Here is a 26627-nt window from a genome sequence, read left to right as displayed (position 1 = left end):
AAAAACGGGGTCGTTGCAAGCCGGGGGAGCAAAACCTTATCCGAGATGTATCGACAGCATTCCCTTGTAGCAGCAACGCCACCTCCAGACGAGCTACATCAAATTAAGCCGGATTTTAGCATTTTCACACTGGACGATAGACGATAGAGGATAGACGATGGACTATAGACGACATTATTGTCTATAGTCCTGTGCCTAAATAGAACTGTAATCACCCTAACCTTATCAGCCCTACAAATGAGACTGCGAACGAAGACACTACTCGTCATTGGCGCGACCCTCGTAGGTCTAGTTGGGGTTCTGTATGCCACCTCCTCGACCATCTTGTTGCGTAGCCTCACCAGAGCAGAGGAACACAATGCCCGCCAAGTGGTTAAGGGAACAATTAATATTTTTGCCGAAACCGGAAACGACTTAAGCGTTACTGCTGTTGATTGGGCTAAGTGGGATGACACTTACAACTTTATCGAAAACCCAAACCAAGCCTATATAGAATCAAATCTCATTCCAGAATCCCTCACCAACCTACGGGTTAACTTGGTGCTGTACATCGACAAAAACTCAAAAATTGTCTTTGGCACAGGTTTTGATTTAAAAAGCCAGAAAAAAACCCCGATTCCAGCGCTGATTCGAGAACGCATTTCCCCCAAAGATCCGCTTTTACAACGTCCCCTATCTAATCGCAGTTTGGCGGGACTGCTGCTGCTTCCTGAAGGGGCAATGCTGATTAATTCGCAGCCTATTTTACCAACCAATGGCAAAGGAGCGAATCGCGGAGCCTTAATTTTTGGGCGCTATCTAGATGCTGCCGCTTTGGAAAAGATAAGTCGGATCAACCGTTTTCCCGTCACCATACACAGGCTAAATGATGCCAAGATGCCTGTTGACTTTCAAGCAGCACAAAAAGCTTTGTTGCAGAAAGGACAGATTGCAGTCAACGCCACAAGCGATCGCACAGCCGGATACACCATACTAAAAGACATCTACGGCAAGCCTGCGCTGCTGTTGCGGGTGGATATCCCCAGAGAAATTTACCAGCAAGGCAAAATCCGCCTGCGCTATCTCATCGCATCCCTGCTAGTGGTGGGAGCGGTTTTTGGCGGCATAACCTTGCTGCTTCTGGAGCGATTAGTTTTGTCGCGGTTGGCTTCTTTGAACGCTGGGGTAAAGAAAATTGGCAAGAGCAACGACCTTTCTATGCGCCTTGAAAGCCAGGGAAAAGATGAATTGTCCAGCTTGAGTGACAACATCAACTTGATGCTGGCAGCCTTAGAACATCAAGTGCGTCAGCGACAAGAAAGCGAAGAACGTCACCGCGCCGTAGTTGAGCAAGCCTCGGAAGGAATTTTTCTGGTTGATGTTGATACCAGACGCATTTTGGAAGCTAATACCGCCTTTGCTGAACTGGTGGGTTACACCTCCACGGCGTTGCTAAAACTGACAATTTATGATGTAATAGCCTCGCGTCGCGAAACCATTGACCAAAATATTCAGCGTATCCTGACAGAAAAACATCACGTCCTGGGAGAACGGCGCTACCAGCGGCAAGATGGAACTCTTGTGGATGTGGAAGTCTCTGCCAACCCGATTTCCTATGGTGGTAGAGAGGTGTTGTGTATCGTAGTTCGGGATATCACCCAGCGCAAACAAGCCGAAGCAGAAATTCGCCAGAAAGAAGCGACACTCCAAGAAAGCGAGACTCGGCTACGCAAACAGCAGACAGCGCTGTTGGATATGGCTAGGTGTCAGCCCATCTACGCCGGAGATTTGAGCGCTGCATGGCGGGAGATTACCGAGACAGCAACTAACACTCTAGACGTGGAACGCGCCAGTGTGTGGCTCTACAATTGGAGGCTCTCGACTGGCGACTGGGGAGAGAGGGAGAGTGGGAGCAGGGCAGAGGAAACAAACCAAAATCTAAAATTGGTTTGCGTTGACTTGTATGAATTGCGTAACCAGCAGCATACCAGTGGCGCAGAACTGGCAGATGTTGACTATCCAGGCTATTTCCAAGCGTTGGAAGCGGATCGTGTAATTGCAGCTGACGATGCTCACACCGATCCTCGAACTCAGGAGTTTTCCGCATCTTATCTCGCTCCTTTGGGGATTGCTTCTATGTTGGATGCGCCAATTCGGGTTGGGGGGCAAACAGTGGGGGTGCTTTGTCTGGAACACATCGGTACAGTTCGACGCTGGGCGCTGGAGGAGCAGAATTTTGCTAGTTATTTGGCGTATATGGCTGCTTTGGCGATGGAAGCAAGCGACGCACGCCTTGCTGAAGCCGCACTCGCTACCAGTGAAGCTAAATTCCGCTCTCTGATTCTCAACAGTTCGGATTTAATCACTATTTTTGGAGCTGACGGTATTACCCGCTATCAAAGTCCTTCGGTTTTCAACATTTTGGGATACCAGAAGGAGGACTTAATCGGCATAAATACCTTGTTCATGGTTCACCCAAATGATATTTCTCGCGTTGCAGATACTTTCCAAAAATCTCTTGACAACCCTCATATTGTTTTTTCTTGTGAATATCGTTTTCCGCGAAAGGATGGCTCTTGGTGTTTTCTCGAATCAACTGGTAGCAATCTACTGGACGATCCATCAATAGCAGGTATGGTAGTTAACTCCCGCGATATCACCGAACGCAAGCAAGCTGAAGCAGCACTGCGCCAAGCCGAAGAGAGATATCGCAGCATCTTTGAAAACGCGGTTGAAGGCATTTTCCAAACCACTCTTGAAGGAAGCTATATCAGCGTGAATCCTGCATTAGCACGCATATATGGTTACTCTTCACCAGAAGAAATGATGGCGAAGATTACCAATGTTGAGCAGCAAGTTTACGTTGACCCTAACCGACGTGCGGAATTTATTGCTGCCATGCAGAAGGATAATTCGGTGTCCCGGTTTGAATCTCAAGTTTATCGTCTGGATGGTAGTATTATTTGGATTTCTGAAAGTGCACGCAACGTTAGAAATCCTCAAGGGCAAGTTTTGTATTATGAAGGCACTGTTCAAGATATTACTGAGCGCAAACTAGCAGAAGAAGCACTGCGCTATCAACAGGAACAATCGGAATTATTGTTGCTCAATATTTTACCGAAGTTAATTGCTGAGCGGCTGAAAGGAGATGAAAGTACCATTGCTGACAGTTTTGCCGAAGTGACAGTTTTATTTGCCGATATTGTTGGTTTTACAGAACTTTCTGCTGATACACCGCCAACTAAACTCGTAGAGTTGCTTAACGAGATATTTTCAGCTTTTGACCTGCTAGCTGAAAAACACGGATTGGAGAAAATTAAAACTATCGGCGATGCCTATATGGTAGTAGGTGGTTTACCGACACCCAGAGCCGATCACGCCGAAGCGATCGCGGCGATGGCGCTGGATATGCAGAATGCGATCGCTCACTTCAACCGCAAAAACGATAAAACTTTCAGCATCCGTATCGGCATCAACACTGGGCCAGTTGTTGCTGGTGTTATTGGTATCAAAAAGTTTATTTACGATCTGTGGGGCGACACGGTGAATACCGCTTCTCGCATGGAATCCCACGGAATACCCGGTGAAATACAAGTTACAGATGCTACATACGAATTATTAAAATATCAGTATCAGTTTCAGGAGCGGGGTGTTATTCAAGTAAAAGGCAAAGGCAACATGACAACTTATCTCCTGGTTGGGAAAAAAGTTAAAAACCACGTAGTTCTATAAGTGCGGCTGAAAAGCGATACATCTGGAGGGACATGGCAATGCCATGTCCCTACAACACAATAAAAAATTTTTTTCGTTAAAAATTTTTAACTGGGAATGCTATTAGCGAGGCGACCGCCTCACGTATGATCCAAGCTTTCCTGAGTCCTTGGGGGAGGTAGCGCCTCTCTTGTGAGCGTTTCCAGTCTGAAACTCTTAACAAGAATCTCCCACTCTCCCCGGCTGCCCCTATGTCAGCTGTGTTACTATCTGGGAAAATCTTCTCTTATCTCGATCACTCATGGGCAAGGTTCTGGTGTTAAACGCCTCGTATGAACCGCTCAATATAACGAGCTGGCGACGCGCGGCAGTCTTGTTGATCAAAGGGAAAGCCGAACAAGTTGAACACAACGGCAAACTCGTATATACAGAGTTCCCATTACCAACGGTTATTCGACTGCGATACTATGTCCGAGTTCCTTACAAGGAAATTCCTCTGACCCGTCGAAATATCCTCCATCGTGATAATCACTCCTGTCAATACTGCTCTTACACGGGTGATGATTTAACCCTCGATCATGTGATTCCCCGTTCTCGCGGTGGTGGTGATAGCTGGGAAAACATTGTCACCGCTTGCGTCCGGTGCAATGTCAACAAAGGTAGCCGCACTCCCAAAGAAGCAAATATGATATTGCGACACCCTCCCCGAAAACCATACAGTAGCCTGCACTTTGAGGTTGCTAAACACCTCAAGAGTGGTACGCATCAGGAATGGCGAAAATATGTAATTGGTCTTTAAACCCCCTACACCAATCAATAGGTGCAGGGGGTTTTTTGTCAAAACTCAAAAGAAAGAACTAACTTGTATTTCTAAGCTGTTAAGTTTCTGTGTCAAGTCCGGAAAACGCGACCACAGAGGGAGTGCGGCTGGTCAATTTTTTTGTCAAGATCGATGAATAAGTCGGTCTGTCCAGCTCGGCATCCTATCACCACCGTCTGAAAACCTGGTTGGCTCAGAAAAAGCGGGTTTGAAGCATATGTAGCCTTCTTGTTCATAGCCTGGATCAATTTTGGCCAACCCTCAAACATCTGGCAGTAAGTGTGAGGACGATTGCGGCAGTAACTGGAATATTAATCAGAAAATACTTTGACATTGCGTCATTTATATGCAATCAAATTTGCTCAACCCTCTCAATGGTTCTTCAATAGCCGCTGAGTCGATGTCTATAGACAATCAGCAAAATTCAGGGTCTGTTGTGGAAACTCAAGAAATGGAGCCAACTGCCAAACAATCGAGCAATGCTTCGGGAAATTATTCTAGAAGAGTGTCGAACGAACGGCCGCCAGAACGTGTAGTCGAGTTGCTACGACAAACTTTAGAGCGTCACCGAGGCGATCGCCAGCTGGTGCTACTACAAGATTTTCCCGATCCAGATGCTCTTTCTGGAGCTTGGGCGTATCAACTTATTGCTAAGCAGTACAATATCCAGTGCGAAATTGTCTATGCTGGTACTCTTAGCCATCAGGAAAATATTGCTCTGGTTAAACTTACGGGTTTACCTGCTAGACGCTGGGGTATCCAGAGCCTGAAGGAAAAAGATTTATCCGTGTATCAGGGATGCGTTTTGATTGATAATCAAGGCACTACTTGTCAATTACTGCCTCTGGTGCAACAGGCTGGCATCCCGATTAGGGTTGTGATTGACCATCACAGTACGCAGAACGAACTCAACGCGGAATTTACAGATATTCGCCCTAGTACCAGAGCTACTGCCACGATTTTAACTCAGTATCTCCAGGCGGGTTTACTGAAGTTAGATAGCAGCGTCAGCGATCACGTTAAATGCGCTACGGCGTTGATGCACGGGTTAAGGTCGGATACTAACCGACTGATGCAGGCGCAGGAAGAGGATTTTCAGGCGGCGGGGTATCTGAGCCGATTTTATGATGCTCAACTGCTGAATGCAGTTTTGCAGGCTTATCGGTCTAAGCGGGTGATGGATGTGATCGAGCGATCGCTTACTAACCGCATCGTCCAGAATAACTTCTCCATCGCTGGTGTCGGCTACCTCCGCTACGAAGACCGAGATGCCATTCCCCAAGCGGCAGATTTTCTAGTAACAGAAGAAAACGTCCACACTGCTGTGGTTTACGGGATTGTCCACGACGAAGACGAAGAACTCGAAGTCGTCATCGGTTCTCTGAGAACCAGCAAACTTACCCTCGACCCCGACGAATTTATCAAAGAAGCCTTTGGGCAAGACAGTCAGGGACGCTTCTTTGGTGGTGGTAGACTTTCAGCAGGCGGCTTTGAAATCCCAATGGGATTTTTGGGCGGGTTTAATGAAAATTCCGAGTACGCCAAGATAAAATGGGAAGTTTTTGACAGCCAAATCAAGCAAAAACTCCTCCGCTTGGTCAACCCCAAAGATAACCTACTTCATGGAGAGTAAAGGTTGGGAGTGGGGAAGATGATTACCAATGACCACTAAACTATACTTAATTCGTCACGGAATCGCAGCCGATCCACTTGAGTATGAAAGCGATCGCGATCGCCCCTTAACAGCCGTTGGGCAGCAAAAAACTGCTAAAGTAGCAAAACGGCTGCAAGAGTTGGATCTGCATTTCGACCTGATTCTAACCAGTCCCCTAGTAAGGGCGCGTCAAACTGCCGAAATTCTCTACCACACTAATCTGAGTTCCCATCTAGAAGAATCAAACCAACTTGCTCCCGGTGGAAACATCCATACTTGGATCAACTGGTTAGAAGCATGGCAAAACTCAGGCGGTTCCCAGTTAGCGCTAGTTGGTCATCAACCAGACTTGGGAAATTGGGCAGAAATCTTGGTTTGGGGTAATGTCAAAGCAGCAATCATCCTGAAAAAAGCAGGAATTATCGGGTTAAACTTGCCATCTAGCGGTTCGCCCATAGGTAATAGCGAACTATTTTGGCTGACAGCACCCAAGCTGTTACTGTAATGCCGATAAAATAATTCTGGTAAAAAGGGCGACCGATACATCCATTTTTGGTAAGTTACCCTGAAAATGTTTCACTCACCCAACTGGTAGTAACATGACTGTCTGCGAGTATAAACCAGGTCTAGAAGGCATTCCGGCTGCCCAATCCAGCATCAGCTACGTCGATGGTAAACAGGGGATACTGGAATATAGAGGCATTCGTATCGAAGACCTCGCAGAAAAAAGTACGTTTTTGGAAACGTCCTATTTATTAATTTGGGGTGAACTCCCGACAAAGGCAGAACTCGAAGCCTTTGAAAGTGAAATTCGCTACCACAGGCGGATTAAATATCGCATCCGGGACATGATGAAATGCTTCCCCGAAACCGGACACCCGATGGATGCGCTACAAGCCTCAGCAGCGGCTCTAGGGCTGTTTTACTCGCGTCGCGCTTTAGATAACCCGGCTTACATTCGCCAAGCCGTGGTGCGTCTTTTAGCAAAGATTCCGACAATGGTGGCGGCGTTCCAGCTGATGCGGAAAGGTAACGACCCGGTGCGTCCTCGCGACGATCTCGACTATGCTGGCAATTTCCTATATATGCTAAACGAGCGGGAACCCGATCCGCTGGCGGCTAGGATTTTCGATGTCTGTCTGACGCTCCATGCAGAGCATACGATGAATGCTTCCACCTTTTCAGCTAGGGTAACGGCTTCGACTCTGACTGACCCCTACGCAGTAGTAGCCTCAGCTGTGGGAACTTTAGCAGGCCCTCTGCATGGTGGAGCGAATGAAGAAGTCATCACCATGTTAGAAGAAATTGGCTCGGTGGAAAATGTCCGCCCTTGGCTGGATAATTTGCCGCCTAAGTCTAAAATTATGGGCTTTGGTCATCGCGTCTACAAGGTGAAAGATCCGCGAGCAACAATTCTGCAAAGTTTAGCAGAGCAGTTGTTTGAGAAGTTTGGACACGATAAATACTATGACATTGCCGTGGAGTTGGAAAAGGCAGTCGAGGAAAAATTAGGCCCAAAAGGAATTTATCCAAACGTAGATTTTTACTCTGGTTTGGTTTATCGGAAAATGGCAATTCCCACAGATTTGTTTACTCCGGTGTTTGCGATCGCTCGCGTAGCTGGTTGGCTTGCTCACTGGAAAGAACAGCTCGGAGAAAACCGCATCTTCCGTCCTACCCAAATGTATACTGGCGATCGCGGAGCTGCCTATATCCCCATCGACCAGCGCTAGATACAAGTTAAAACAAAAAATTATTTCTCATGTAGAGACGTTTGGAAACATCTCTACATTTTTTTTGATGGGTGCCACAATTATTAATAAGAAAACAAAAATTTAATTCAGGGAAACTCTTCCAGGTATAGCTTTGTAGCTTCTTTCAAATTGGAAATAGCTTCTTCAATCGTTTCTCCTTAGTCCAACAAAGCGATCGCGCTTTTTTATAGACTAGACCAGATGAGCGATCGCGCTTTACAAAAAAGGGGGGAAGAGAAAGCGATCGCGCTCATTACTCTTCATCATAGTTAAATTCCACTTTACTTTGTTTGATTATTTCATCTAACACTAGGCTCAGATAACCTTTTTCAACAGCTTCTTCAAATCGCTCTATTAAAATTGGTAAATTTATTATTTCCTCTATAGCATCCATATATTGCTTGACAATTGTGGTTATGTAATATTGTTCTTCTGCTTTTTCCTTAATTCTTCTTTTTAATTCTTCAACGTGGATGTCCGACTTTATTACAAATGTTATTGGATAACGCTGAATTTTATCAATATCTAAAAAGTATTTTCTAACATCTGTTGTTTCAGTTACCTGAAAAAATCTTCCCAGAGGTTTCATAACAAAATCAATGCCGCCATCGTTCGCGTTAGTGCGCCCTGTTTTGTATAATTTTAAATTTTCTTCTTGGATGTTTTCAAGTTCAAAACCAAAATATATAACTTGCTCATTGTAGTAGTATTTTAATATGCTGTAACTGACAATTTCAAATAATCTAGCATCTACATTAGGAGCTAAAAGTTCAAATACAAAATTTGTAGCCTGATATTGGTCTGCTGTGTGCAAATTTTTTATCTGCTCGCATTGTTTAATCAAGTCTTCAAATTTATTTTGCTTTACCTCAATATATTGATTTATGATTTTAATAATACTTTCGGCGATGTTATATGTCTGGTTTTCAAAGTTACATATTAATAAATTTTCATTAATCCAATATCTTTTTCTACTAACGTCTCTAATAATTGGGATATTTTCACAAGTCGGAAAGAATTTCCTAAACTCTCCATTAACTCTATCATTTAGAGCATGGTTTTGCAGTTTTTCCCCGAAAGGTAATTCCCTTTGTCTACGGAAAAGAGCTGAGAACTTAGCTCCTTCATAATTTTTGTAGGTTTCATTTATATTAAAACCTTTGTTGATATAATCTTCTACTAGAACATAAATAGCGTACAGGTTGCCAAAACTACTTCGTGCTTTAGAGCCACGTTCAGCAGAACTGGTTTTAAGATTTATATATTGTAAAAGCAGACAATATGAATATATTAAATCAGCTTTTTCTTCAAACTCATCTATTAAAATTTGCTTTATTGTTTCTGTAAACGAGTGTTTCAATTTAATAAAAATCTGATAAATTTAAACTTAGTTGAATATCTTTTTCATTCTTGCCTTCAAAATTTTTTAAAAGCTTGGTCAATTTTTGTCCCTTATATTCAGAAGTAATATCTAATCTTCTTAAACCTATTTTGACATATTCCTCTTGTACTTCTATACCGATTGACTTTCTATTAAGTCTCTGGGCAACAGCACAAGTCGTAAAAGTCCCTGCAAATGGGTCAAGAACTAAATCGCCTATCTTGGAACTTGCTCTAATGATTCTTTCCAATAAGGCTTCTGGTTTTTGGCTGGGATGATTTTCATATTCCGGCATTCTATATCTAACTCTAGTAATATACCAAACATTTCCAGGGACTTTTTGGGAGTTATAAGGTGCAGGGTTGGGTTTTCTGTAATCAATTAGCTGACGAACTGCACCCGTTTTAGCCTCTATTGTTATATCTTCGCTATTAAATGTATAACTATTTTTGTTTTTTACAGCAAATAATATAGGTTCATACAATGAGCCAAAATATTTTTTAGCTTGGACTCCTGAACTGTCATAGTGCCACACAACTCTGGATAAAATAGTCATTTTATCTCTTAAATATATATCTAAATAAGGCATATATTGAGTAGCAGCCATCAGGTATATACTACCGTTATTTTTAAGCTTTTTAATACATAAGTCAATCCATCGATAACACCAGCTTAAGTATTCTGACTCAGTTGCCCACTTCTCTTTTGTACCATTAAAGTTTTTGCCAATATTGTAAGGAGGGTCTACGAAAATAAGGTCTATAGTACCATCTTCTATTTGATTCTCTAAAGCAGTGATAGCATCGCCCAAAATTAGCTGATGATTATCTTTTTCAAAAATTTTCATAATCGTCTACTGAATCAAAATAATTTTATCATAAAGATGCTTAAGCTCTTGAGCTTATTCTGCTTGGGGATAAACGTGACTAAAGTTATATTTATGGATGCCCCACTAGAGAAGATTGAGCAACATTTTCCCGAAATTTTTAATATTGCTCTGATTTACTATCACCCAGTAAAGTAAGCAAAGAATCTCAACACCTATTTACCATTGGATTACGATAATATTTGCAAATATCTGGCAGAACAGTACCCAGCTGAGTTTGTGCGCTGGCTACTCTCAGATGAAGCTACTGAGATTCAGGTACTCAAAACTGAACTTAGTGCTGAACCGATTCGCGCCGATTCTCTCACACTGTTGCAAACTGCCAACCAAATCCTGCACATAGAATTTCAAACTCTGCCAGCATCAGAGCCACCACTACCATTTAGAATGCTGGACTATTGGGTGCGACTGTATCGACAGTATCGCTGTCCCATTGAGCAAGTCGTGATTTTTTTAAAATCTACTACCTCAGAAGCTGTCTTTACTGAGCAGTTTGCGGCAACAAATACTAGACATAGCTACCGAGTCATCCGCCTATGGGAGGAAGACCCGGCTCCACTTTTGGCAAACACTGCCTTGTTGCCATTGGCTACGCTAGCTAGAAGCAACACTCCCAACGCCTTATTGGAGCAGGTCGCAGCCCAGATCGATATGATCGAAGAACCAGAGCAGCGGGGGAATCTCGCGGCTTGTGTCGAGGTGCTGGCTGGTTTGCGGTTTGAAGAAAGTTTAATTCGCCAACTTTTGAGGGAGGAAATTATGCAGGAATCAGTAACGTATCAAGCCATCATCCAAAAGGGAGTGCAACAAGGCCTGCAACAAGGAAAGCAAGAAGGAAAACAAGAGGAGGCGCGATCGCTTGTCCTGCGTCAGCTAACCCGTCGATTTGGTTCTGTTGACCAAGAACTGCAAGAGCAAATTGGGACATTATCCGTCGCGCAGTTAGAGGAGTTGGGCGAGGCGCTGTTAGATTTTCAGACTGTAACGGATTTAGTTGTTTGGTTGGATGAGTATTGCTCATAGCGCCCTGAAGCATCAGGAGCAAGCGATCGCACTTTACATATCCATCTGAATGCGATCGCTCGCTGCTCAGATACAATCTCTTAACCAAATTGATAAGTAGAATTTCTCATGTGCCGCGCTGGGCTGGATACTCTGCAACGATATACTAAACACTGGGGTCGTAAAAAAATCTTCACAATAGAAAAGATAGACAGATTCGACACCCGGTGTCTCGAATCAGCTCAGTAATTACTTAGCGATGGCTTTCATGAACCCAGGCATTGACCTACAAGGAACTTTTATCCAATCCCTCAAGGATTTGGGCATCCCATCTGGTGCTGCCAAAGCGATTTGGATGCCGCTACCGATGTTTTTGATGATCATTGGTGCCACGGTCGGCGTTTTGGTAGTTGTATGGCTGGAGCGGAAAATTTCTGCTGCCGCTCAGCAGCGTATTGGCCCAGAATTCGCCGGCCCATTGGGCGTTTTACAACCAGTAGCCGATGGTCTGAAGCTGGTTTTTAAAGAAGATATTGTACCAGCCAAGACTGACCGCTTGCTATTCACCCTGGGGCCGATTATCGTCGTTATTCCAGTGTTTTTGTCCTATTTAATTGTGCCATTCGGACAAAACCTGGTAATTGCTAACATAAGCGTAGGGGTCTTTTTGTGGATTGCGCTTTCCAGCATTGCCCCAATTGGCTTGCTGATGTCTGGCTATTCGTCAAACAACAAGTATTCGCTGCTAGGTGGCTTGAGAGCAGCAGCGCAGTCGATTAGTTACGAAATTCCGCTGGCGCTGTCCGTATTAGCGATCGCTATGATGTCTAACAGTCTTAGCACCATCGACATCGTAGAACAACAATCTGGCTACGGCATTTTCAGCTGGAACATCTGGCGACAACCCGTAGGATTTATCATCTTTTGGATTGCAGCCTTAGCAGAATGCGAAAGACTTCCCTTTGACTTGCCAGAAGCAGAAGAAGAATTGGTTGCAGGTTATCAAACCGAATACTCAGGAATGAAATTCGGTTTATTTTACATTGGTTCCTACGTCAACCTCGTTCTCTCCGCCCTACTGGTTGCAATTTTGTATCTGGGCGGCTGGGAATTCCCTATTCCCATTGAGATGTTAGGCAGCTGGCTGGGATTCAATGAAGCGAGTCCCTTGTTGCAGGTAATTGATGCCTCGCTGGGAATCACAATGACTCTGCTGAAAGCTTACTTCCTCATCTTCATTGCCGTTCTACTTCGGTGGACTTTACCTCGCGTTCGCATTGACCAATTGCTTAATTTGGGTTGGAAATTCCTGCTGCCAGTATCGCTGGTAAACCTACTATTAACCGCAGCGCTAAAACTCGCATTTCCTGGTGCTTTTGGTGGCTAGTCCGATTTTTGATTTTTGATTTTGGATTAGTTGTGAGATCCGAAATCATCGGAGACCCAGAAACTCCTTCACCCCCGCAAAATCCAAAATTATCGGAAGACCAAAAACTCCCACCTCCGCAAAATCCAAAATTGGAGAGAGAGAGACACGAACAATGTTGAAGTTCCTCAAACAAGTTGGCGATTACGCTAAAGAAACTGTCCAGGCGGCTCGGTATATTGGTCAAGGATTGTCCGTGACTTTCGACCATATGCAGCGCCGTCCAATTACTGTACAGTATCCCTACGAAAAACTCATTCCCTCAGAGCGTTTCCGGGGTAGAATTCACTTTGAATTTGATAAGTGTATTTCCTGCGAAGTCTGCGTGCGGGTTTGCCCAATTAATCTGCCAGTGGTGGATTGGGAATTTAACAAGGAAAGCAAAAAGAAACAGCTCAAACACTACAGCATCGACTTCGGAGTTTGTATCTTTTGCGGTAACTGCGTAGAATTCTGTCCGACTAATTGCTTGTCGATGACTGAAGATTACGAGCTTTCTACCTACGACCGTCACGAATTGAACTATGACAACGTGGCACTCGGTCGTCTACCGTATAAAGTCACGCAAGACCCGATGGTGACACCCCTGCGCGAACTAGCCTACCTGCCGAAGGGTGTCATGGAGCCGCACGACCTACCGCCTGGTTCGGTTCGCGCTGGTCAGCGTCCAGAGGAAATTCTGGAACAGATGGAAAAATAAAAGTCAGTGGCTAATTGCTCATGACTAATGGCTAATGGTTTTTATCAATTAGCCATTAGCCACTAGCAATTAGCAATTAGCAAAGGACAAAAAGCAGTGAATCTAGCAGAAGGCGTTCAGATTGTTTCGTTTGGCTTGCTGTCGGTGATGATGATTGGGGCAGCATTAGGAGTAGTGTTGTTTTCTAGTATTGTCTACTCAGCATTTTTGTTGGGCGGAGTATTTATCAGCATTGCTGGTTTATACCTTCTCCTGAATGCAGATTTTGTATCAGCGGCGCAGATTCTCATCTATGTTGGAGCTGTTAACGTTTTGATTTTGTTCGCCATCATGTTGGTGAACAAGCGGGAAGATTTTACACCCATTCGCAATCGTTGGATTCGTCAAGGTTCAACCGGATTGGTATGTGTCGGTTTGTTTGCGCTTCTGGGAACGATGGTGGTAAGAACTCCTTGGGCTTTATCCAGCTTACCCCATTCTCTTGAAAGTACCATTGTGCAGTTGGGTGAGCATTTTTTCAGCGACTTTTTGCTGCCATTTGAGCTAGTTTCTGTACTGTTGTTGATGGCAATGGTGGGCGCAATTATTTTGGCGCGTCGCGAATATATTCCAGAAGAAATAGTCTCCGAACTAGCTCAAACAAAAGCTTTAACTTTGCAAGAACGTCCCCGCGAACTTTTGACGGTAGGCACTGAAAGCACAAAACTCCCCGTAGATACCAATACATAGAACCAAAGAAAACTCATGCAACTGCAACTTCAGTATTTTCTAATATTAGCCGCTGCCCTTTTCTGCATCGGCATTTATGGCTTGATTACCAGCCGCAACGCAGTGCGGGTGCTGATGTCGATTGAATTGATGCTGAATGCAGTAAACCTGAATTTAATGGGGTTTTCTAATTATCTAGATCCCCAGGAAATAAAAGGTCAGGTTTTTACTGTTTTTGTGATTACAATTGCGGCTGCTGAAGCTGCTGTTGGTTTGGCAATTGTGCTTTCAATTTACCGCAACCGCGAAACGGTGGACATGGAGCAGTTTAATTTGCTCAAGTGGTAAATTATTAGTTATTAGTCATTAGTTGTTAGACTAATGGCTAATACCTTAAATTAAATTGATATAGCAGTCCTATTTCATTTGTATAGCAATCCTATGTAAGTTGTTAACGAGTATTCGCCCTGGTGTAGGGACACGGCAGTGCCGTGTCCCTACAGGGTTTCACGAATCATTTAGGATTGCTATAGCAGGATGCCTGTTGTCGTGACACCTGCGCTACCTACAAACAAAAAAAATCGCAACTCGTTGAGGACGGCGATATAAAATGACATATTTCTAGAAAAAGTTGGCATCATTAAGGAATGCGCTACTCGCTTCCGGCGTATGCGGGAAAGCGCTACTCGCTGCCCTTGAGTGATGGTAAAGCGATCGCTATTAAAGCATCTTTGCAGGAGAATACTTATGGGGATGACCCTCACCGAAAAAATCTTAGCCCGTGCTTCCGGTCGGTCTGTTGTCGAACCGGGAGACAATATCTGGGTAAACGTTGATTTGTTAATGACCCATGACGTTTGCGGCCCCGGTACAATTGGGGTTTTTAAGCGCGAATTTGGCGCAGATGCCAAAGTTTGGGACAAAGAAAAGATTGTTTTGATTCCAGACCACTACATTTTTACCGCCGACGAACGCGCTAATCGCAACGTTGATATTCTACGCGACTTTGCCAAAGAGCAAGACATTAAATATTTCTACGACATCACCGACCGAGCCGACTTTAAAGCCAATCCCGATTACAAAGGTGTTTGCCACATTGCCCTAGCACAAGAAGGTCACACCCGTCCTGGTGAAGTGCTGTTTGGTACCGATTCCCATACCTGCAATGCTGGTGCTTTTGGTCAGTTCGCCACTGGCATCGGCAACACGGACGCTGGTTTCATCATGGGAACTGGCAAGCTGCTGATTAAAGTCCCAGCGACGATGCGCTTTGTCTTTGAGGGAGAGATGCCGAATTACCTATTGGCAAAAGACCTGATCTTGCAAATCATTGGAGATATTGGGGTTGCTGGAGCCACTTATCGGGCGTTGGAATTTGCTGGTGGTACCATCAACGGTCTTTCGATGGAAGACCGGATGACGCTGTGTAATATGGCGATTGAGGCGGGTGGTAAAAATGGCACGGTCGCCCCGGATGAGACGACGTTTGAGTACGTCCGCGCCCGGACTAACAAACCTTTCGAGCCAGTTTATACGGATGCTGATGCTCGTTTCTACTCAGATCGGCATTATGATGTCTCCAAGTTAGAGCCGGTCGTCGCTAAGCCCCATTCTCCAGATAATCGTGCCTTGGCGCGGGAATGTCGGGATGTCAAGATTGACCGAGTTTATATCGGTTCCTGCACTGGCGGCAAAACCTCAGATTTTATGTACGCTGCCCGCATTCTTAAGGGACAGCAGGTGAAGGTTCCTACTTATTTAGTACCGGCAACGCAGAAAGTCTACGAAGACTTGTTCACCCAGAAGTACGAAGGGCAAACCCTGTCTGAGATTTTCTTGGCGGCTGGTTGCATTGAGCCTGCGGCACCTTCCTGCGCGGCTTGTTTGGGTGGCCCCAAGGATACTTTCGGTCGTGTGAATGAGCCGGAAATTTGCGTTTCTACGACTAACCGCAATTTCCCCGGACGGATGGGGAATAAAGAGGCGGGGATTTATTTAGCTTCGCCTTATACTGCTGCGGCTTCGGCGTTGACTGGATATGTAACCGACCCACGCGATTTTATGTAGAGCAGTAGGAGAAGGGTGGGTATTGCTCACCCTTATTGCTTTTTGATGAGCTGACAGAACCTCACCCCCAGTCCTCTCTCCGTCCACGTCGAGGGGAAATAATGAATGGCTCGACCTTAGCATCAAAATTATCTGATATCAACTCCATATTAATTGGTGATAGCGATCGCGCTTTCGATGGCACACAGAAAGCGCTCGCTCCAACACACTCGCTATACTCGTAGTCTACGGAATTCAGTAGGTGCGAGTATTATGGTGGATTGGTTATTGGTCTGGGGAGTTAATACTGTCGCGGGATTTGTGTTTACAGAGGTTTTGGCTCCTTTAGCCAAAGGAGCTTTAGAGGATTACATCAAAGATTTTTTCAAAGACAGCATTAAGGATTTTACGGGATTATTCCAGAAAGACACCCTGCAAACAGTAGTTGGTAAAGCTCTGAAGGAATTTTTGCAATTGGTGCAGCAGGAATTAGAAGATGCTGAAATTTCTGAAGAACAACTTAAAACTTACACCACACCATTTGATCAATTTATTAATAATAAATCTGTTAAAGAGATACTAGGAAGTGCTTTTCAATATGACTTTCAAGCTATAGATACTAAGAAATTATCTCAAACTTGGTATCAGCTAGACTTGATATCTTTGCCACAGGGATTTGATTGGGAAAAAGTTGGCAAGCGCTATCTTAAAAAAGTTAAAGCCATTATCCGCGAATTAGACGAGTTACGCGCTACACTTGACTCTCAAAATCTGGAAGCTATTAAACAAGACACTAAAGAAATTGCTGGAATTCCTACTGAATTTGACTTGAGACGATATCAGGAAGGGCTGCAAGAGCGATACAGCAATCTTAATTTAGATAGTTTAGATACGAGTGTTTATGACTATCGAGAAAAACTCAAAGTATGGCAAGCATTTATAGCACAAAATGTGCGAGAATGCCAGGAATATTTACCCCAAGTTTACGAGATTCCTAAAGAGCATCAAAAACGGCTGAGGGAGAGTAACCAACTCGAAGCTGACGTTAACCCGGAGGAGTGGGAACGATACAAACAGGTTTATTATCAACAGCCAATTTGCTCAGTTCTGGATATTGTTAATGATTCTCAAACTTATCCCTATTTTGTAATTTTGGGCGATCCAGGTTCGGGGAAGTCTACGTTGTTGCAATACATCGCTTTGAATTGGGCAGGAACACCCCTGAATAATGTTATTGAACAGCCGATTCCGTTGCTGATTGAATTGCGGACTTATATTCGCAATCGCGACTCTGGAGAGTGCAAGGATTTTCTGGAATTCTTCCACAAAGGCTGTGGAATTGTCTGTCGCCTCAATCAGCACCACCTGCACGAACGGCTAAAAGCTGGCAAGGTTTTGGTGATGTTTGATGGGTTGGATGAGGTGTTCGATCCGGCAAAACGGGAGGAGGTAATTACTGATATTCATCGCTTCACGAATGATTATCCGAAAGCGCGGGTAATTGTCACTTCTCGCATTATTGGCTACAAACCACAACGGTTGCGAGATGCTCAGTTTCGTCACTTCATGCTGCAAGATTTAGAGTCAGGCCAAATTGAGGATTTTATCAATCGATGGCATGAATTAACGTTCACCGATGAGGCTGATAAACTTAGAAAACGGGAGCGACTGCAAAGGGCAATTGAGACTTCTTCAGCAATTGGAGAACTCGCGGGGAATCCTCTGCTGCTGACGATGATGGCGATTTTAAACCGCAATCAAGAATTGCCCAGAGATAGACCAGAACTCTACAACCAAGCCTCGCGGTTACTGCTGCATCAATGGGATGTGGAGCAGAAACTGCTAGAAAATCCGAGGGTAGATTCGGTAACGATTGACTATAAAGATAAGCAGGCAATCTTACGTCAGGTTGCGTACTTTATGCAAGCATCTGATAAAGGTTTAGCTGGTAATCTAATTAGCGGGGATGATTTAGAAAAGATTCTAACTAGCTTTTTGAAAAGCACAGAAGTCAATCAGCCAAGAACTGTTGCCAGATTGCTGATTGAACAACTGCGGATTCGCAATTTTATTTTGTGTTTCCTGGGTGCTGATTCCTATGCGTTTGTGCATCGGACATTTTTAGAATACTTCTGTGCCTGTGAGTTTGTTGAGCGGTTTGGGAAACGGGGGCTTGGAGGGGGTTTGACGCTTGAAGAACTCAAAACAGAAGTTTTTGGCAAGCACTGGCAGGATGAGTCTTGGCATGAAGTGCTGCGGCTGATTGCGGGGATGATTGATACGAGCTTTGCCGGTGAAATTATTGACTATCTGATGGCTCAAAATGGCGAAGCGCAAAAATTTATAAATCTATTTCTGGCAGCTAAATGTTTTTCAGATGTGAGAAATCGAGCTGTAATTGGAATAACTTCTACGAATTTGCTCAATCACTTGAAAGGCTTAGCAAAATACGGAGATAAAGAACGAGCCTCAAGTCAAGAGGAGTACAAGCTGAATGAAGAAAATTACAAACTAATCAAGAGAATTCGCACCCAGGCTGTCGCAGAGATTGCAACAGTTTGGAAAGATGACCCTAATACATTATTGTGGCTCAAAACTTGTGTCGAATCGGATAAAACTGGGTATGAGCGGCAGGCAGCATTGGAGGAAATAGCTAAAGGTTGGAAAAACGACCCTGATACCTTACCTCTTCTCAAAACCTATGCTCAAGCATCTGACGACTGGGGTGTACAAGTTGTAGCAGTGCAAGAGTTAGCAAAGAATTGGAAAAACGACCCTGATACCTTACCTATTCTTAAAACTTGTGTTCAAGCAGCTGGCAGTTGGAGTGTTAGACGAATAGCAGTCCAAGAGTTAGCAAAGGGTTGGAAGGATACGCCTGGTGTGTTTGAATTTTTGTGCGATCACGCTGTCAATGACCCCTTTGAGCGCGACCATCCCTCAAATCGTAACCCTCGGCAATACGCACTTGAGGGAATCATTGAGCAATATCCCAGCCATCCCCAAACTCTACTACTGTTGCGCGATCGCGCCCTCAATGACCCAGACGAGGAAGTGCGCGAGTTTGCCAGCAAGAAACTAAAAGAACTAGATAAATAAAATTAGAGAAAAATGGAGATAAACTCATGACCGCTGTAAAGACAACCAAAGTCTATGACGAAATTATTGACTTCATTGCTGCTGGAACGACTCCTCAAAGTGTTGTTAATTTTGGACTATCGGAAGCAGCGCAAGAACGTTTAGAAGACTTGGTTTATAAACACAAAGCAGGAGAACTTACACCAGATGAAAAGCGGGAATTAGACCATTTCCTGACGCTAGAGCATATAATGACCCTAGCAAAAGCACGGGCTTATAAGTATATTAAAGCTGAGTAACTATTTAAAGTGCCTCGTCCTTACATTAGTCAAGAACTGCGGCGTATGGTTGCCAAACGTGCAGATTTCCTCTGCGAGTATTGCCTAATTTCAGAGTCAGATAGGTCTTCGCGCTACCAAGTTGAGCATATCATTAGCTTGAAACACGGCGGCTCAACAACAGAGGATAATCTTGCCTATTCTTGTGTTTTCTGTAATCTCAATAAAGGAACCGATCTAGGTTCTATTGTTTGGCAAACTGGGGAACTTGTGCGGTTTTTCAACCCACGTCGAGACTTTTGGGGGAGCATTTTCGACTAGATGACAATGCGATTCAACCGCTGACAGATATTGGCGAAGTAACTGCACGAATCCTAGATTTTAACAACGATGAGCGGATTGTAGAACGACAAGAATTAATAGAAGTTGGCAGGTATCCGTCTGCATCTGCCCTAAGACGGATTAATAAGTAGATTTACGGAGTTGAAAATAGTGCGACTTGAGCGATCGCATCCATTTCTGTGCGTATTGCTGACGCGATCGCTTCACACAAACTTTATAATTGGGCGGAAATATCCCGATGTTTGTAAATATTTAGTAAAGATAGACTCGGAACGGTGGCAGCTTTACTTAAAGATTACTTAAAGTTAAGTTGAGTGTATACGTATATTTGCGTAATAACCTCGGTTTCGTCCAGAAGACGAGTATTGTACTAAAGTAACGGAACACCTATGAACTTGCGGGCTATATCAAAAGAAGCATACAAAAGTAAGTATTTACTCTTAAGCGTTCTAAGTCTGTCTGTCGTTGCAGGTATCTCTTCTTTCGTCAGTTTTACATTAATTTCCCAGCGCAATTCCCGGCCAGATTTCGTGCAGCAAGCTTCCTCTAAGGAGACTGGCACGAAAAAGAGTTCTTCAAGCAAGAAGAACAAAGCTAAAAAAAATACAAATAAGTCTAAACTCTTTACAATGGAGCCAAGTTTTACAACTACTCCTCAGCCTACAACTTTGCCACCTGCGTCAACAGCTACTACCACCCTGCCAACTAAGTATCCCTCGGCACCTGGTACAACAACGAATTATGGAGGGATGATAACCACACCCTCGACTACTTTACCAAGCGCCTATCCCATCGCCCCTGGTACGACGATAGTGGGACGATAGGTACACTGAACGTAACGACCAGCCCTAGCGGTTATTAGATGGGCTATGGGGCTGAGTGCTACCATTTCTTGAAGGGCTTTCAATTTGCCAGAGATGATAATTACGCGATCGCTATCTCAACTAAACATAAAACGATCGCCCTTAAACTTTACGGCGCTGCTACTGCCCAAACTGTTGTTTAGCTTGCTGATAAACTTCCGCTGTTATTAATTTTTGCCCTGCTTCTTGGGCAAATTTTTCAATTTTTTTCCTAGCGGCGGGACGGACAAAAAAGGGAATTTCTTTCAACTTCGCTTCAGCTTCGGGTGTCCACTCTACCGCATTAGGTTGATTCGCCACAGTTTTCTCCAAACAAATCCTTAAAACAGGAGTTTAACAGGTAAGCGATCGCTCTTTCCAGCGTCTGGTCAAGAACGCGATCGCCTTTCCCCAACCCTAGCAACGAGTTACCACTTTTTGTAGGGCAAAAACTTGCCAGACATGATGACTTTTACGCGATCGCCTTTGGGATCTTCTTCCTTCTCCACATCCAAAGTAAAATCAATTGCGCTCATAATGCCATCACCAAACTTTTCGTGAATCACGCTTTTGATCGGCATTCCGTAAACCTGCATTATTTCATAAAATCGATAAATCAAAGGATCAGTAGGAACAACTGGCCCCAATCCTTTTAGAGGGCTTTCTGTTAATTCTTTAGCATAAACCGGGTTAACATCTAATGCAGCAACCAGCTTATTCGCCTCTTCCTCAGAAGCACTAGCTTGACGGTAGATCACCGCTGCAATCCATACCTCGTCACGTCCCAATATTTTTTCTAAATCGCCAAAGCTTAGTTTCTTATTTTTTTTCGCATCTAAGAGTGTCTGAGTAATTTCTGGAACTTGCATTATCAACTCCTCACCCATTATTTATTTAAGCTAAACATGAAAAAGGCAAAAGTGATTTTCCTTTTGCCTTTTTCATTTTCTTTACCGATCCACTGAACCCATGATGATATCGATACTGCCCAAAATTGTCACGATATCAGCTACTTTCACACCCTTAATGATGTGAGGTAGGATTTGCACGTTAACAAAATCGGGAGTGCGAATCTTCCAACGCCAGGGGAAAACGTTATCATCCCCAATCAAGAAAATTCCCAGTTCACCTTTGCCACACTCGACGCGGACATAGTGTTCGCCTTTAGGAATCTTGAAGGTAGGGGAGATTTTCTTACCGATGTACTGGTAATCAAAATCGTTCCACTCGGACTTTGGCCCTTCTGCCATGCGCTTAGCTTCCAAGTTTTCGTAAGGGCCACCGGGAAGTCCCTTAAGGGCTTGGCGAAGAATCTTCACGGATTCGCGCATCTCCCGAATTCGCACTAAGTAGCGGGCAAAACAATCCCCGGCAGTTTCCCACTGCACATCCCAGTCGAAATCGTCGTAGCATTCGTAGTGGTCAACTTTCCGCAAATCCCACTTCACCCCGGAAGCGCGCAGCATGGGGCCAGAAAGTCCCCAGTTAATCGCTTCTTCGCGGTTGATAGTGCCAACGCCCTCAACCCGACGGCGGAAAATGGGGTTGTCGGTAATCAAGCGTTCGTATTCGTCAACCTTGGGGTAAAAGTAGTCGCAGAAGTCTTGGCACTTGTCAACCCAGCCGTAAGGCAAATCAACAGCAACTCCTCCAATGCGGAAGTAGTTGTTGTTCACCATCCGATAACCCGAAGCGGCTTCCCACAGGTCATAAATCAACTCCCGTTCCCGGAAAATGTAAAAGAAGGGAGTCTGTGCGCCAACGTCAGCCATGAACGGGCCAAGCCACAGCAAGTGGTTAGCGATGCGGTTCAGTTCTAGCATGATGACGCGGATGTAGCTGGCGCGTTTGGGAACCGCAATATCAGCCAGCTTTTCTGGGGCGTTGACGGTGATAGCCTCGTTAAACATCCCTTCGGCGTAGTCCCAGCGACTAACGTAGGGAACATACATGATGTTGGTGCGGTTTTCGGCAATTTTTTCCATGCCACGATGCAGGTAGCCGATTACGGGTTCGCAATCTACGACATCCTCACCGTCTAGGGTGACGATTAGTCGCATCACTCCGTGCATGGAGGGATGGTGCGGCCCCATGTTCAGCACCATCGGTTCAGTTCTAGTTTCTAACTTTGCCATATATCAGCAATTCCCTTGATGAAAATTTGGGCAGCCGCATCTCAATCACAAAACACGCCAAAATTGCCTCGGCGGCCATCTGTCGGTTTACTACTGAGTGTTTATTTTTGTTGCACTTAGTTAATTATATGGAGCTTTGACCGCAGGATGCGTTTAAAGTCAAGCCAACATCCATTTGAGTTATCCTCGTCAAACACTCAGAAATAATGATTGAGGCTGAGTATTTCCAGCAGACTTTAGTCTGATGACCATGACTCAAAAATAGTCGGCTGGTGGAATTGAAGGCTGATTCCAGCAACTATCCCAGGTACAGTTATGAGCTACTGCATCAACCCCGACTGCCAAAATCGCCAAAACCCTGACAGCTCGCAGTATTGCCAAGCCTGCGGCACTAAGTTGCTCGTTAGCGATCGCTATCGGTTAGTTTGGCCTCTGCGCGAACTGCATAAATCGCCCTATGTTGATGTCTTTGAGGTAGATGATTCGGGCATACCAAAAGTCCTGAAGATTCTGAAAGTCAATGATGAGGATTTACTCCGCCTGTTTCGGCGAGAAGCGCAAGCCTTGATTCAGCTGAGGCATTCAGGAATCCCTAAGTCAGGAATCCCTAAGGTAGATCCAGATGGATACTTCACCTTTTCACCCAGCAACAGCTCAAGAGAATTGCACTGCTTGGTGATGGAGAAAATTCAGGGGGAGGATTTGCAGCAGTGGTTGAAGAGTAATAAACGAATCTCTGAAGAGCTAGTAGCACTTGAGTGGCTTAAACAGCTTACAGAAGTTTTGGATGGAGTGCATCAAAAGCGGCTTTTCCATCGGGATATTAAGCCGTCAAACATCATGCTGAGACCAAATAGCGATCTCCCCAATGGAGAACTTGTGTTGATTGACTTTGGTGCCGCTAGATGGGTCACGCCGACAGTAGTTCAAGGGCGACGGGATTTAACCGGAGTTTTTACACCTGGATATGCTGCACCAGAGCAACTTAACAGCCGACCCGTTCCGCAATCCGATTTTTTTGCCCTAGGGCGCACATTTGTCCATTTACTGACAGGCAAACACCCCATAGAACTCACCGAAGACTCCCAAACGGGTCAGTTGATTTGGCGAGACAGGGCGCCGCAGGTTTCAGAGCCATTGGCAAATTTTATCGATGAATTGATGGCTCTATCTGTGCAAAATCGACCTGACAATACGCAAATCATCTTGAAACGTATAAATGCCTTGCAACGCATAGATGATTTAGCTGACGGCACGACTAAGCATATCTCCCCATCGTCTCGTCAGCCTTCTAGTCTAGGTTGGCTCGTTATTGGACTTTCCTTAGGCTTGCTGGAGGGCATATTGCTAGGGTCGCTCGTCCCACCGCTGCTGCAACCAGTTGCCTCGCCACAACCTTGTGATTCACCTGCCAAGGAAGCTCTAGACCGGAAACATGAGGATGATGTAAATGCGATCGCCTTCAGCCCAAATGGAAACTACCTAGCCACGGCTAGTTTAGACAATACGGCACGAGTGTGGGAAACAACTAGCCGCAAGCAAGTCGCGTGCCTGCCACACAAAGATAACGTAGTCGCTGTCGCCTTCAGCCCAAATGGGAAATACCTAGCCACAGCTAGTTTGGATAAAACCGTACAGGTGCAGGAGATGAGCAGTGGCAGCATCATTCACCTACAACACGAGGATGGTGTGGTGGCTGTTGCCTTTAGCCGGGATGGAAAATACTTAGCTACAGCCAGTGCTGACGGTAATGCACGAGTGTGGAAGACGACCCTTGGTCGTCGAGTCGCACTTCTACCACACAAAGCTTATGTCAGAGCTGTTGTCTTCAGCCCGGACGGGAGGTTCGTAGCTACAGCTAGTTTAGACAATACTGCACGAGTATGGGAGACGACTAGCGGCAAGCAAGTTAAGCTACTGCAACACCAGGATCGGGTAGTGTCTATTACCTTCAGCCGGAATGGAAAGTACCTAGCCACAGGTAGTGCCAGTGGCACTGCACAGGTGTGGGAGTGGGAAACTCTCAACGATAAGGCAGTCGCGAACCAGCAACACGAGGGTAGCCTGGTGACTGTTGCGTTCAGTCCGGATGAGAAATACCTAGCTACAGCCAGTCAGGATGGCACTGCACAAGTTTGGGAGTGGAAAGCCACCAGCGGCTCTAAAGTTGTTTCTGTGCCACAAGATAAAGAAGTAGTAGCGGTGAACTTTAGTGGGGATGGAAAATATTTAGCCACGGCTAGCGCTGACGGTAATACCAGAGTGTGGGATACCATCGACGTTGGTTTAGTCGCACAAGAGCAATACGGGAGTGGCTTAGTAGCGATCGCCTTCAGTCCAGATGGGCAATCTCTAGCCACAGCCAGTCGGGATGGCACGATACAGTTATGGCCGTGGAATAAATCTAGCCGTTAGCCATTTGCCAGTAACTTGCGGGTTTGCTCGGCTGCGGCTTTCATTGCCGCTTGAGGGTTCTGCTGTCCCATCAGAGCATTCCAAAGATACTGCTGTAAGATATCAGAGGCTTGACCGTATTCGGGAATGGGTGGACGTAAAATTGAATATTCGTCAATAATCTCTAGCAGTTTCGGGTAGTGGCTGTATTTGTCAATAATTTGTGGATCGATAAACAGTGTCCGACGACTTGGCACAAAGCTCATTGTCAGGACAAAATGGCGCTGAGCGGCAGCACTGGTGAAGAATTGAATTGCTTTCCAAGCTTGTTTTGGATGTTTCGTGGTTTGGGCAATTCCAAAGCCCCAGCCACCTTTGCAGGCACCACTGCTGTAACCTGCGGCATGAACCATCGGTTTAATATCAATCTTGCCACGGATAAAAGAGTCTGCTGCATTGGCTTGAACCCAGACATCAGGCCAATTACGCAGAAAAACAGCTTTACCTTCTGTGAACAGGCTGCGGGTTTCGTCTTCCCGATAGCTGGTGACACCTTTGGGAGAAATACCCTCCATAATTGTGTTGTGTAAAAACTCAACCGCCTTCAATGCTTCGGGTCGATCGAGTCCCACTACGCGGGTTTTAGGGTCGATCCAGAAGCCACCGTAACCATGAAGCACTTCATAGAACATGGCTGTAATAGCCTCAGAACGCGATCCTTGCCAGAGATAACCCCAGGCAATGCCCTGTTTTTGCAAATTTTGAGAGATTCGGATCAAATCGTCAAACGTTTCTGGCGGATTTTCTTTTACTCGCTCTAGCAAATCTTTGCGGTAGTAAAGCACGCCCACATCAGTGCGGAAGGGAATGCGATACAGCTTTCCTTGGTAGCGCCCAGCTTCAACCTCACTACGCAGAAACTTATCTAGTTCTTCTTTTGAAATCCAGTCAGAAATATCTCTCAGCCACCCTGCCTCCGCAAATGTAGGAACCCAGGCAATATCCTGGTAAATCAGGTCATAGGGCAACTTACCCCGCTTCTTTTGAAAAGCGGCGGTATAAAGTTCTTTTACCTGATCGGTGTTCTCTGGCTTTTCTGGATTAGTCTGACTAAAATTTGTAAGGTTGATCCGAATATCTCGGTTTTTTGAGTGGAATTCCTCGATTAATGGTTGCCACTGTTCGGCTTCGCGATTTGGCACTACAAAAGATAGAGTGACTGGCTTACGTAACAGGATGAAAATTAACGCGATCGCCACTAGGAAGGTAGTCACTAGTCCTAAGATTTGGCGGAAGCCAAGTCTGTATTGGAATCTTGGAAGTCTGCTACCATGTATGTTACTTTTCATTAGTAATGCAGCAATTAATGGTCAGAGGTGGAGGCGCTTGCTCCATTCACTCCATTCCTACGTTGATTTGGCTGCCTGCCGCTGACCACAGTTGATTGATGCAAACAACATTAGCGCAATCCTGGCAGCTACTGTTGCCTGT

Annotated in this window: 23 protein-coding genes and 2 pseudogenes; 17 read left to right on the top strand and 8 right to left on the bottom strand. The window is 45.0% G+C overall.

The genetic code is table 11. The annotated features are described in order from the left end of the window. Positions 1–237: 237 nt before the first annotated feature. The 5 genes from H6F66_RS25315 (at position 238) to H6F66_RS25295 (ending at position 7897) form a co-directional block, all read left to right on the top strand. Entirely contained in the window at positions 238–3711 is a 3474-nt protein-coding gene (locus tag H6F66_RS25315; RefSeq protein WP_190427409.1) for a PAS domain S-box protein, read from the top strand. A 280-nt stretch (positions 3712–3991) separates the two neighbouring features. After that, a complete protein-coding gene (locus H6F66_RS25310; protein WP_190427406.1) occupies positions 3992–4489 on the top strand; it encodes an HNH endonuclease in 498 nt (165 codons plus the stop codon). Positions 4490–4856: 367 nt separating this feature from the next. Then, positions 4857–6143 carry a bifunctional oligoribonuclease/PAP phosphatase NrnA gene (locus tag H6F66_RS25305; RefSeq protein ID WP_190427403.1) on the top strand — a complete coding sequence of 429 codons (1287 nt, stop codon included), beginning with the start codon at positions 4857–4859 and terminating at the stop codon, positions 6141–6143. Positions 6144–6171: 28 nt separating this feature from the next. Beyond that, positions 6172–6669 (top strand): phosphohistidine phosphatase SixA, encoded by a 498-nt coding sequence (sixA, locus tag H6F66_RS25300; RefSeq protein ID WP_190427400.1) that lies wholly within the window; start codon positions 6172–6174, stop codon positions 6667–6669. A gap of 94 nt (positions 6670–6763) precedes the next feature. Continuing rightward, a complete protein-coding gene (locus tag H6F66_RS25295) occupies positions 6764–7897 on the top strand; it encodes a citrate synthase (protein WP_190427398.1) in 1134 nt (377 codons plus the stop codon). A gap of 107 nt (positions 7898–8004) precedes the next feature. Here the strand turns inward: H6F66_RS25295 and H6F66_RS29590 are convergent. The 3 genes and pseudogenes from H6F66_RS29590 to yhdJ form a co-directional block, all read right to left on the bottom strand. Further along, positions 8005–8076 (bottom strand): annotated as a pseudogene (locus tag H6F66_RS29590) (type II toxin-antitoxin system HicB family antitoxin); the annotation flags it as partial. Positions 8077–8171: 95 nt separating this feature from the next. Next, complete coding sequence (locus H6F66_RS25290) at positions 8172–9278, bottom strand: restriction endonuclease (RefSeq protein WP_190427394.1); 1107 nt, start codon at positions 9276–9278, stop codon at positions 8172–8174. A 1-nt stretch (position 9279) separates the two neighbouring features. Next, positions 9280–10146 carry an adenine-specific DNA-methyltransferase gene (gene yhdJ, locus H6F66_RS25285; RefSeq protein WP_190427391.1) on the bottom strand — a complete coding sequence of 289 codons (867 nt, stop codon included), beginning with the start codon at positions 10144–10146 and terminating at the stop codon, positions 9280–9282. A gap of 204 nt (positions 10147–10350) precedes the next feature. Here yhdJ and H6F66_RS25280 point away from each other — a divergent pair, with 204 nt between their 5' ends. The 5 genes from H6F66_RS25280 to nuoK all read left to right on the top strand — a co-directional run bounded on the left by H6F66_RS25280 (position 10351) and on the right by nuoK (position 14369). Continuing rightward, positions 10351–11208 carry an Rpn family recombination-promoting nuclease/putative transposase gene (locus H6F66_RS25280; RefSeq protein ID WP_190427388.1) on the top strand — a complete coding sequence of 286 codons (858 nt, stop codon included), beginning with the start codon at positions 10351–10353 and terminating at the stop codon, positions 11206–11208. Between the two features lie 247 nt (positions 11209–11455). Next, positions 11456–12574: an NADH-quinone oxidoreductase subunit NuoH gene (gene nuoH / locus H6F66_RS25275; protein ID WP_190427542.1), complete on the top strand. Its 1119-nt coding sequence runs from the start codon at positions 11456–11458 to the stop codon at positions 12572–12574. Between the two features lie 157 nt (positions 12575–12731). Further along, on the top strand, positions 12732–13313 hold the full coding sequence (gene ndhI, locus H6F66_RS25270) for an NAD(P)H-quinone oxidoreductase subunit I (protein WP_190427539.1): 582 nt from the start codon (positions 12732–12734) through the stop codon (positions 13311–13313). A gap of 96 nt (positions 13314–13409) precedes the next feature. Next, a complete protein-coding gene (locus tag H6F66_RS25265) occupies positions 13410–14042 on the top strand; it encodes an NADH-quinone oxidoreductase subunit J (protein WP_190427384.1) in 633 nt (210 codons plus the stop codon). Between the two features lie 21 nt (positions 14043–14063). Further along, positions 14064–14369: an NADH-quinone oxidoreductase subunit NuoK gene (nuoK, locus tag H6F66_RS25260; protein WP_190427538.1), complete on the top strand. Its 306-nt coding sequence runs from the start codon at positions 14064–14066 to the stop codon at positions 14367–14369. A gap of 179 nt (positions 14370–14548) precedes the next feature. Here nuoK and H6F66_RS25255 read toward each other — a convergent pair whose 3' ends face one another. Next, positions 14549–14785, bottom strand: a complete 237-nt coding sequence (locus H6F66_RS25255) for a hypothetical protein (protein WP_190427381.1) — start codon at positions 14783–14785, stop codon at positions 14549–14551. On the opposite strand from H6F66_RS25255, the gene H6F66_RS25250 reads away from it, so the two are divergent. From H6F66_RS25250 to H6F66_RS25225, 6 genes and pseudogenes are all read left to right on the top strand, one after another. Next, positions 14769–16088 carry a 3-isopropylmalate dehydratase large subunit gene (locus tag H6F66_RS25250; RefSeq protein WP_190427378.1) on the top strand — a complete coding sequence of 440 codons (1320 nt, stop codon included), beginning with the start codon at positions 14769–14771 and terminating at the stop codon, positions 16086–16088. The genes H6F66_RS25255 and H6F66_RS25250 overlap by 17 nt on opposite strands. A gap of 252 nt (positions 16089–16340) precedes the next feature. Beyond that, the gene (locus tag H6F66_RS25245) at positions 16341–19166 is read left to right on the top strand and encodes an NACHT domain-containing protein (protein WP_190427376.1); all 2826 of its coding nucleotides are present in this window, start codon (positions 16341–16343) and stop codon (positions 19164–19166) included. 26 nt (positions 19167–19192) lie between these two features. Beyond that, positions 19193–19444 (top strand): hypothetical protein, encoded by a 252-nt coding sequence (locus H6F66_RS25240; RefSeq protein ID WP_190427373.1) that lies wholly within the window; start codon positions 19193–19195, stop codon positions 19442–19444. A 9-nt stretch (positions 19445–19453) separates the two neighbouring features. Continuing rightward, positions 19454–19896: pseudogene (locus tag H6F66_RS29585) on the top strand (HNH endonuclease signature motif containing protein). Positions 19897–19906: 10 nt separating this feature from the next. Next, entirely contained in the window at positions 19907–20068 is a 162-nt protein-coding gene (locus H6F66_RS25230; RefSeq protein ID WP_190427371.1) for a hypothetical protein, read from the top strand. Between the two features lie 86 nt (positions 20069–20154). Next, positions 20155–20589, top strand: a complete 435-nt coding sequence (locus tag H6F66_RS25225; RefSeq protein ID WP_190427368.1) for a hypothetical protein — start codon at positions 20155–20157, stop codon at positions 20587–20589. Positions 20590–20748: 159 nt separating this feature from the next. On the opposite strand, the gene H6F66_RS25220 is transcribed toward H6F66_RS25225, so the two are convergent. The 3 genes from H6F66_RS25220 to H6F66_RS25210 all read right to left on the bottom strand — a co-directional run bounded on the left by H6F66_RS25220 (position 20749) and on the right by H6F66_RS25210 (position 22742). After that, positions 20749–20928: a PCP reductase family protein gene (locus tag H6F66_RS25220; RefSeq protein WP_190427366.1), complete on the bottom strand. Its 180-nt coding sequence runs from the start codon at positions 20926–20928 to the stop codon at positions 20749–20751. A gap of 107 nt (positions 20929–21035) precedes the next feature. Beyond that, a complete protein-coding gene (cynS, locus tag H6F66_RS25215) occupies positions 21036–21476 on the bottom strand; it encodes a cyanase (RefSeq protein WP_190427364.1) in 441 nt (146 codons plus the stop codon). 81 nt (positions 21477–21557) lie between these two features. Then, positions 21558–22742, bottom strand: a complete 1185-nt coding sequence (locus H6F66_RS25210; RefSeq protein WP_190427363.1) for an NAD(P)H-quinone oxidoreductase subunit H — start codon at positions 22740–22742, stop codon at positions 21558–21560. A 315-nt stretch (positions 22743–23057) separates the two neighbouring features. Here H6F66_RS25210 and H6F66_RS25205 point away from each other — a divergent pair, with 315 nt between their 5' ends. Then, the gene (locus H6F66_RS25205) at positions 23058–25157 is read left to right on the top strand and encodes a protein kinase (RefSeq protein WP_190427360.1); all 2100 of its coding nucleotides are present in this window, start codon (positions 23058–23060) and stop codon (positions 25155–25157) included. Here the strand turns inward: H6F66_RS25205 and H6F66_RS25200 are convergent. After that, entirely contained in the window at positions 25154–26410 is a 1257-nt protein-coding gene (locus tag H6F66_RS25200) for an ABC transporter substrate-binding protein (protein WP_347269427.1), read from the bottom strand. The genes H6F66_RS25205 and H6F66_RS25200 overlap by 4 nt on opposite strands. Positions 26411–26627: the final 217 nt, after the last annotated feature.

Source organism: Trichocoleus sp. FACHB-6 (assembly GCF_014695815.1).
Lineage (GTDB): Bacteria > Cyanobacteriota > Cyanobacteriia > Cyanobacteriales > FACHB-T130 > Funiculus > Funiculus sociatus.
This window is presented reverse-complemented; position numbering and strand designations above follow the sequence as displayed.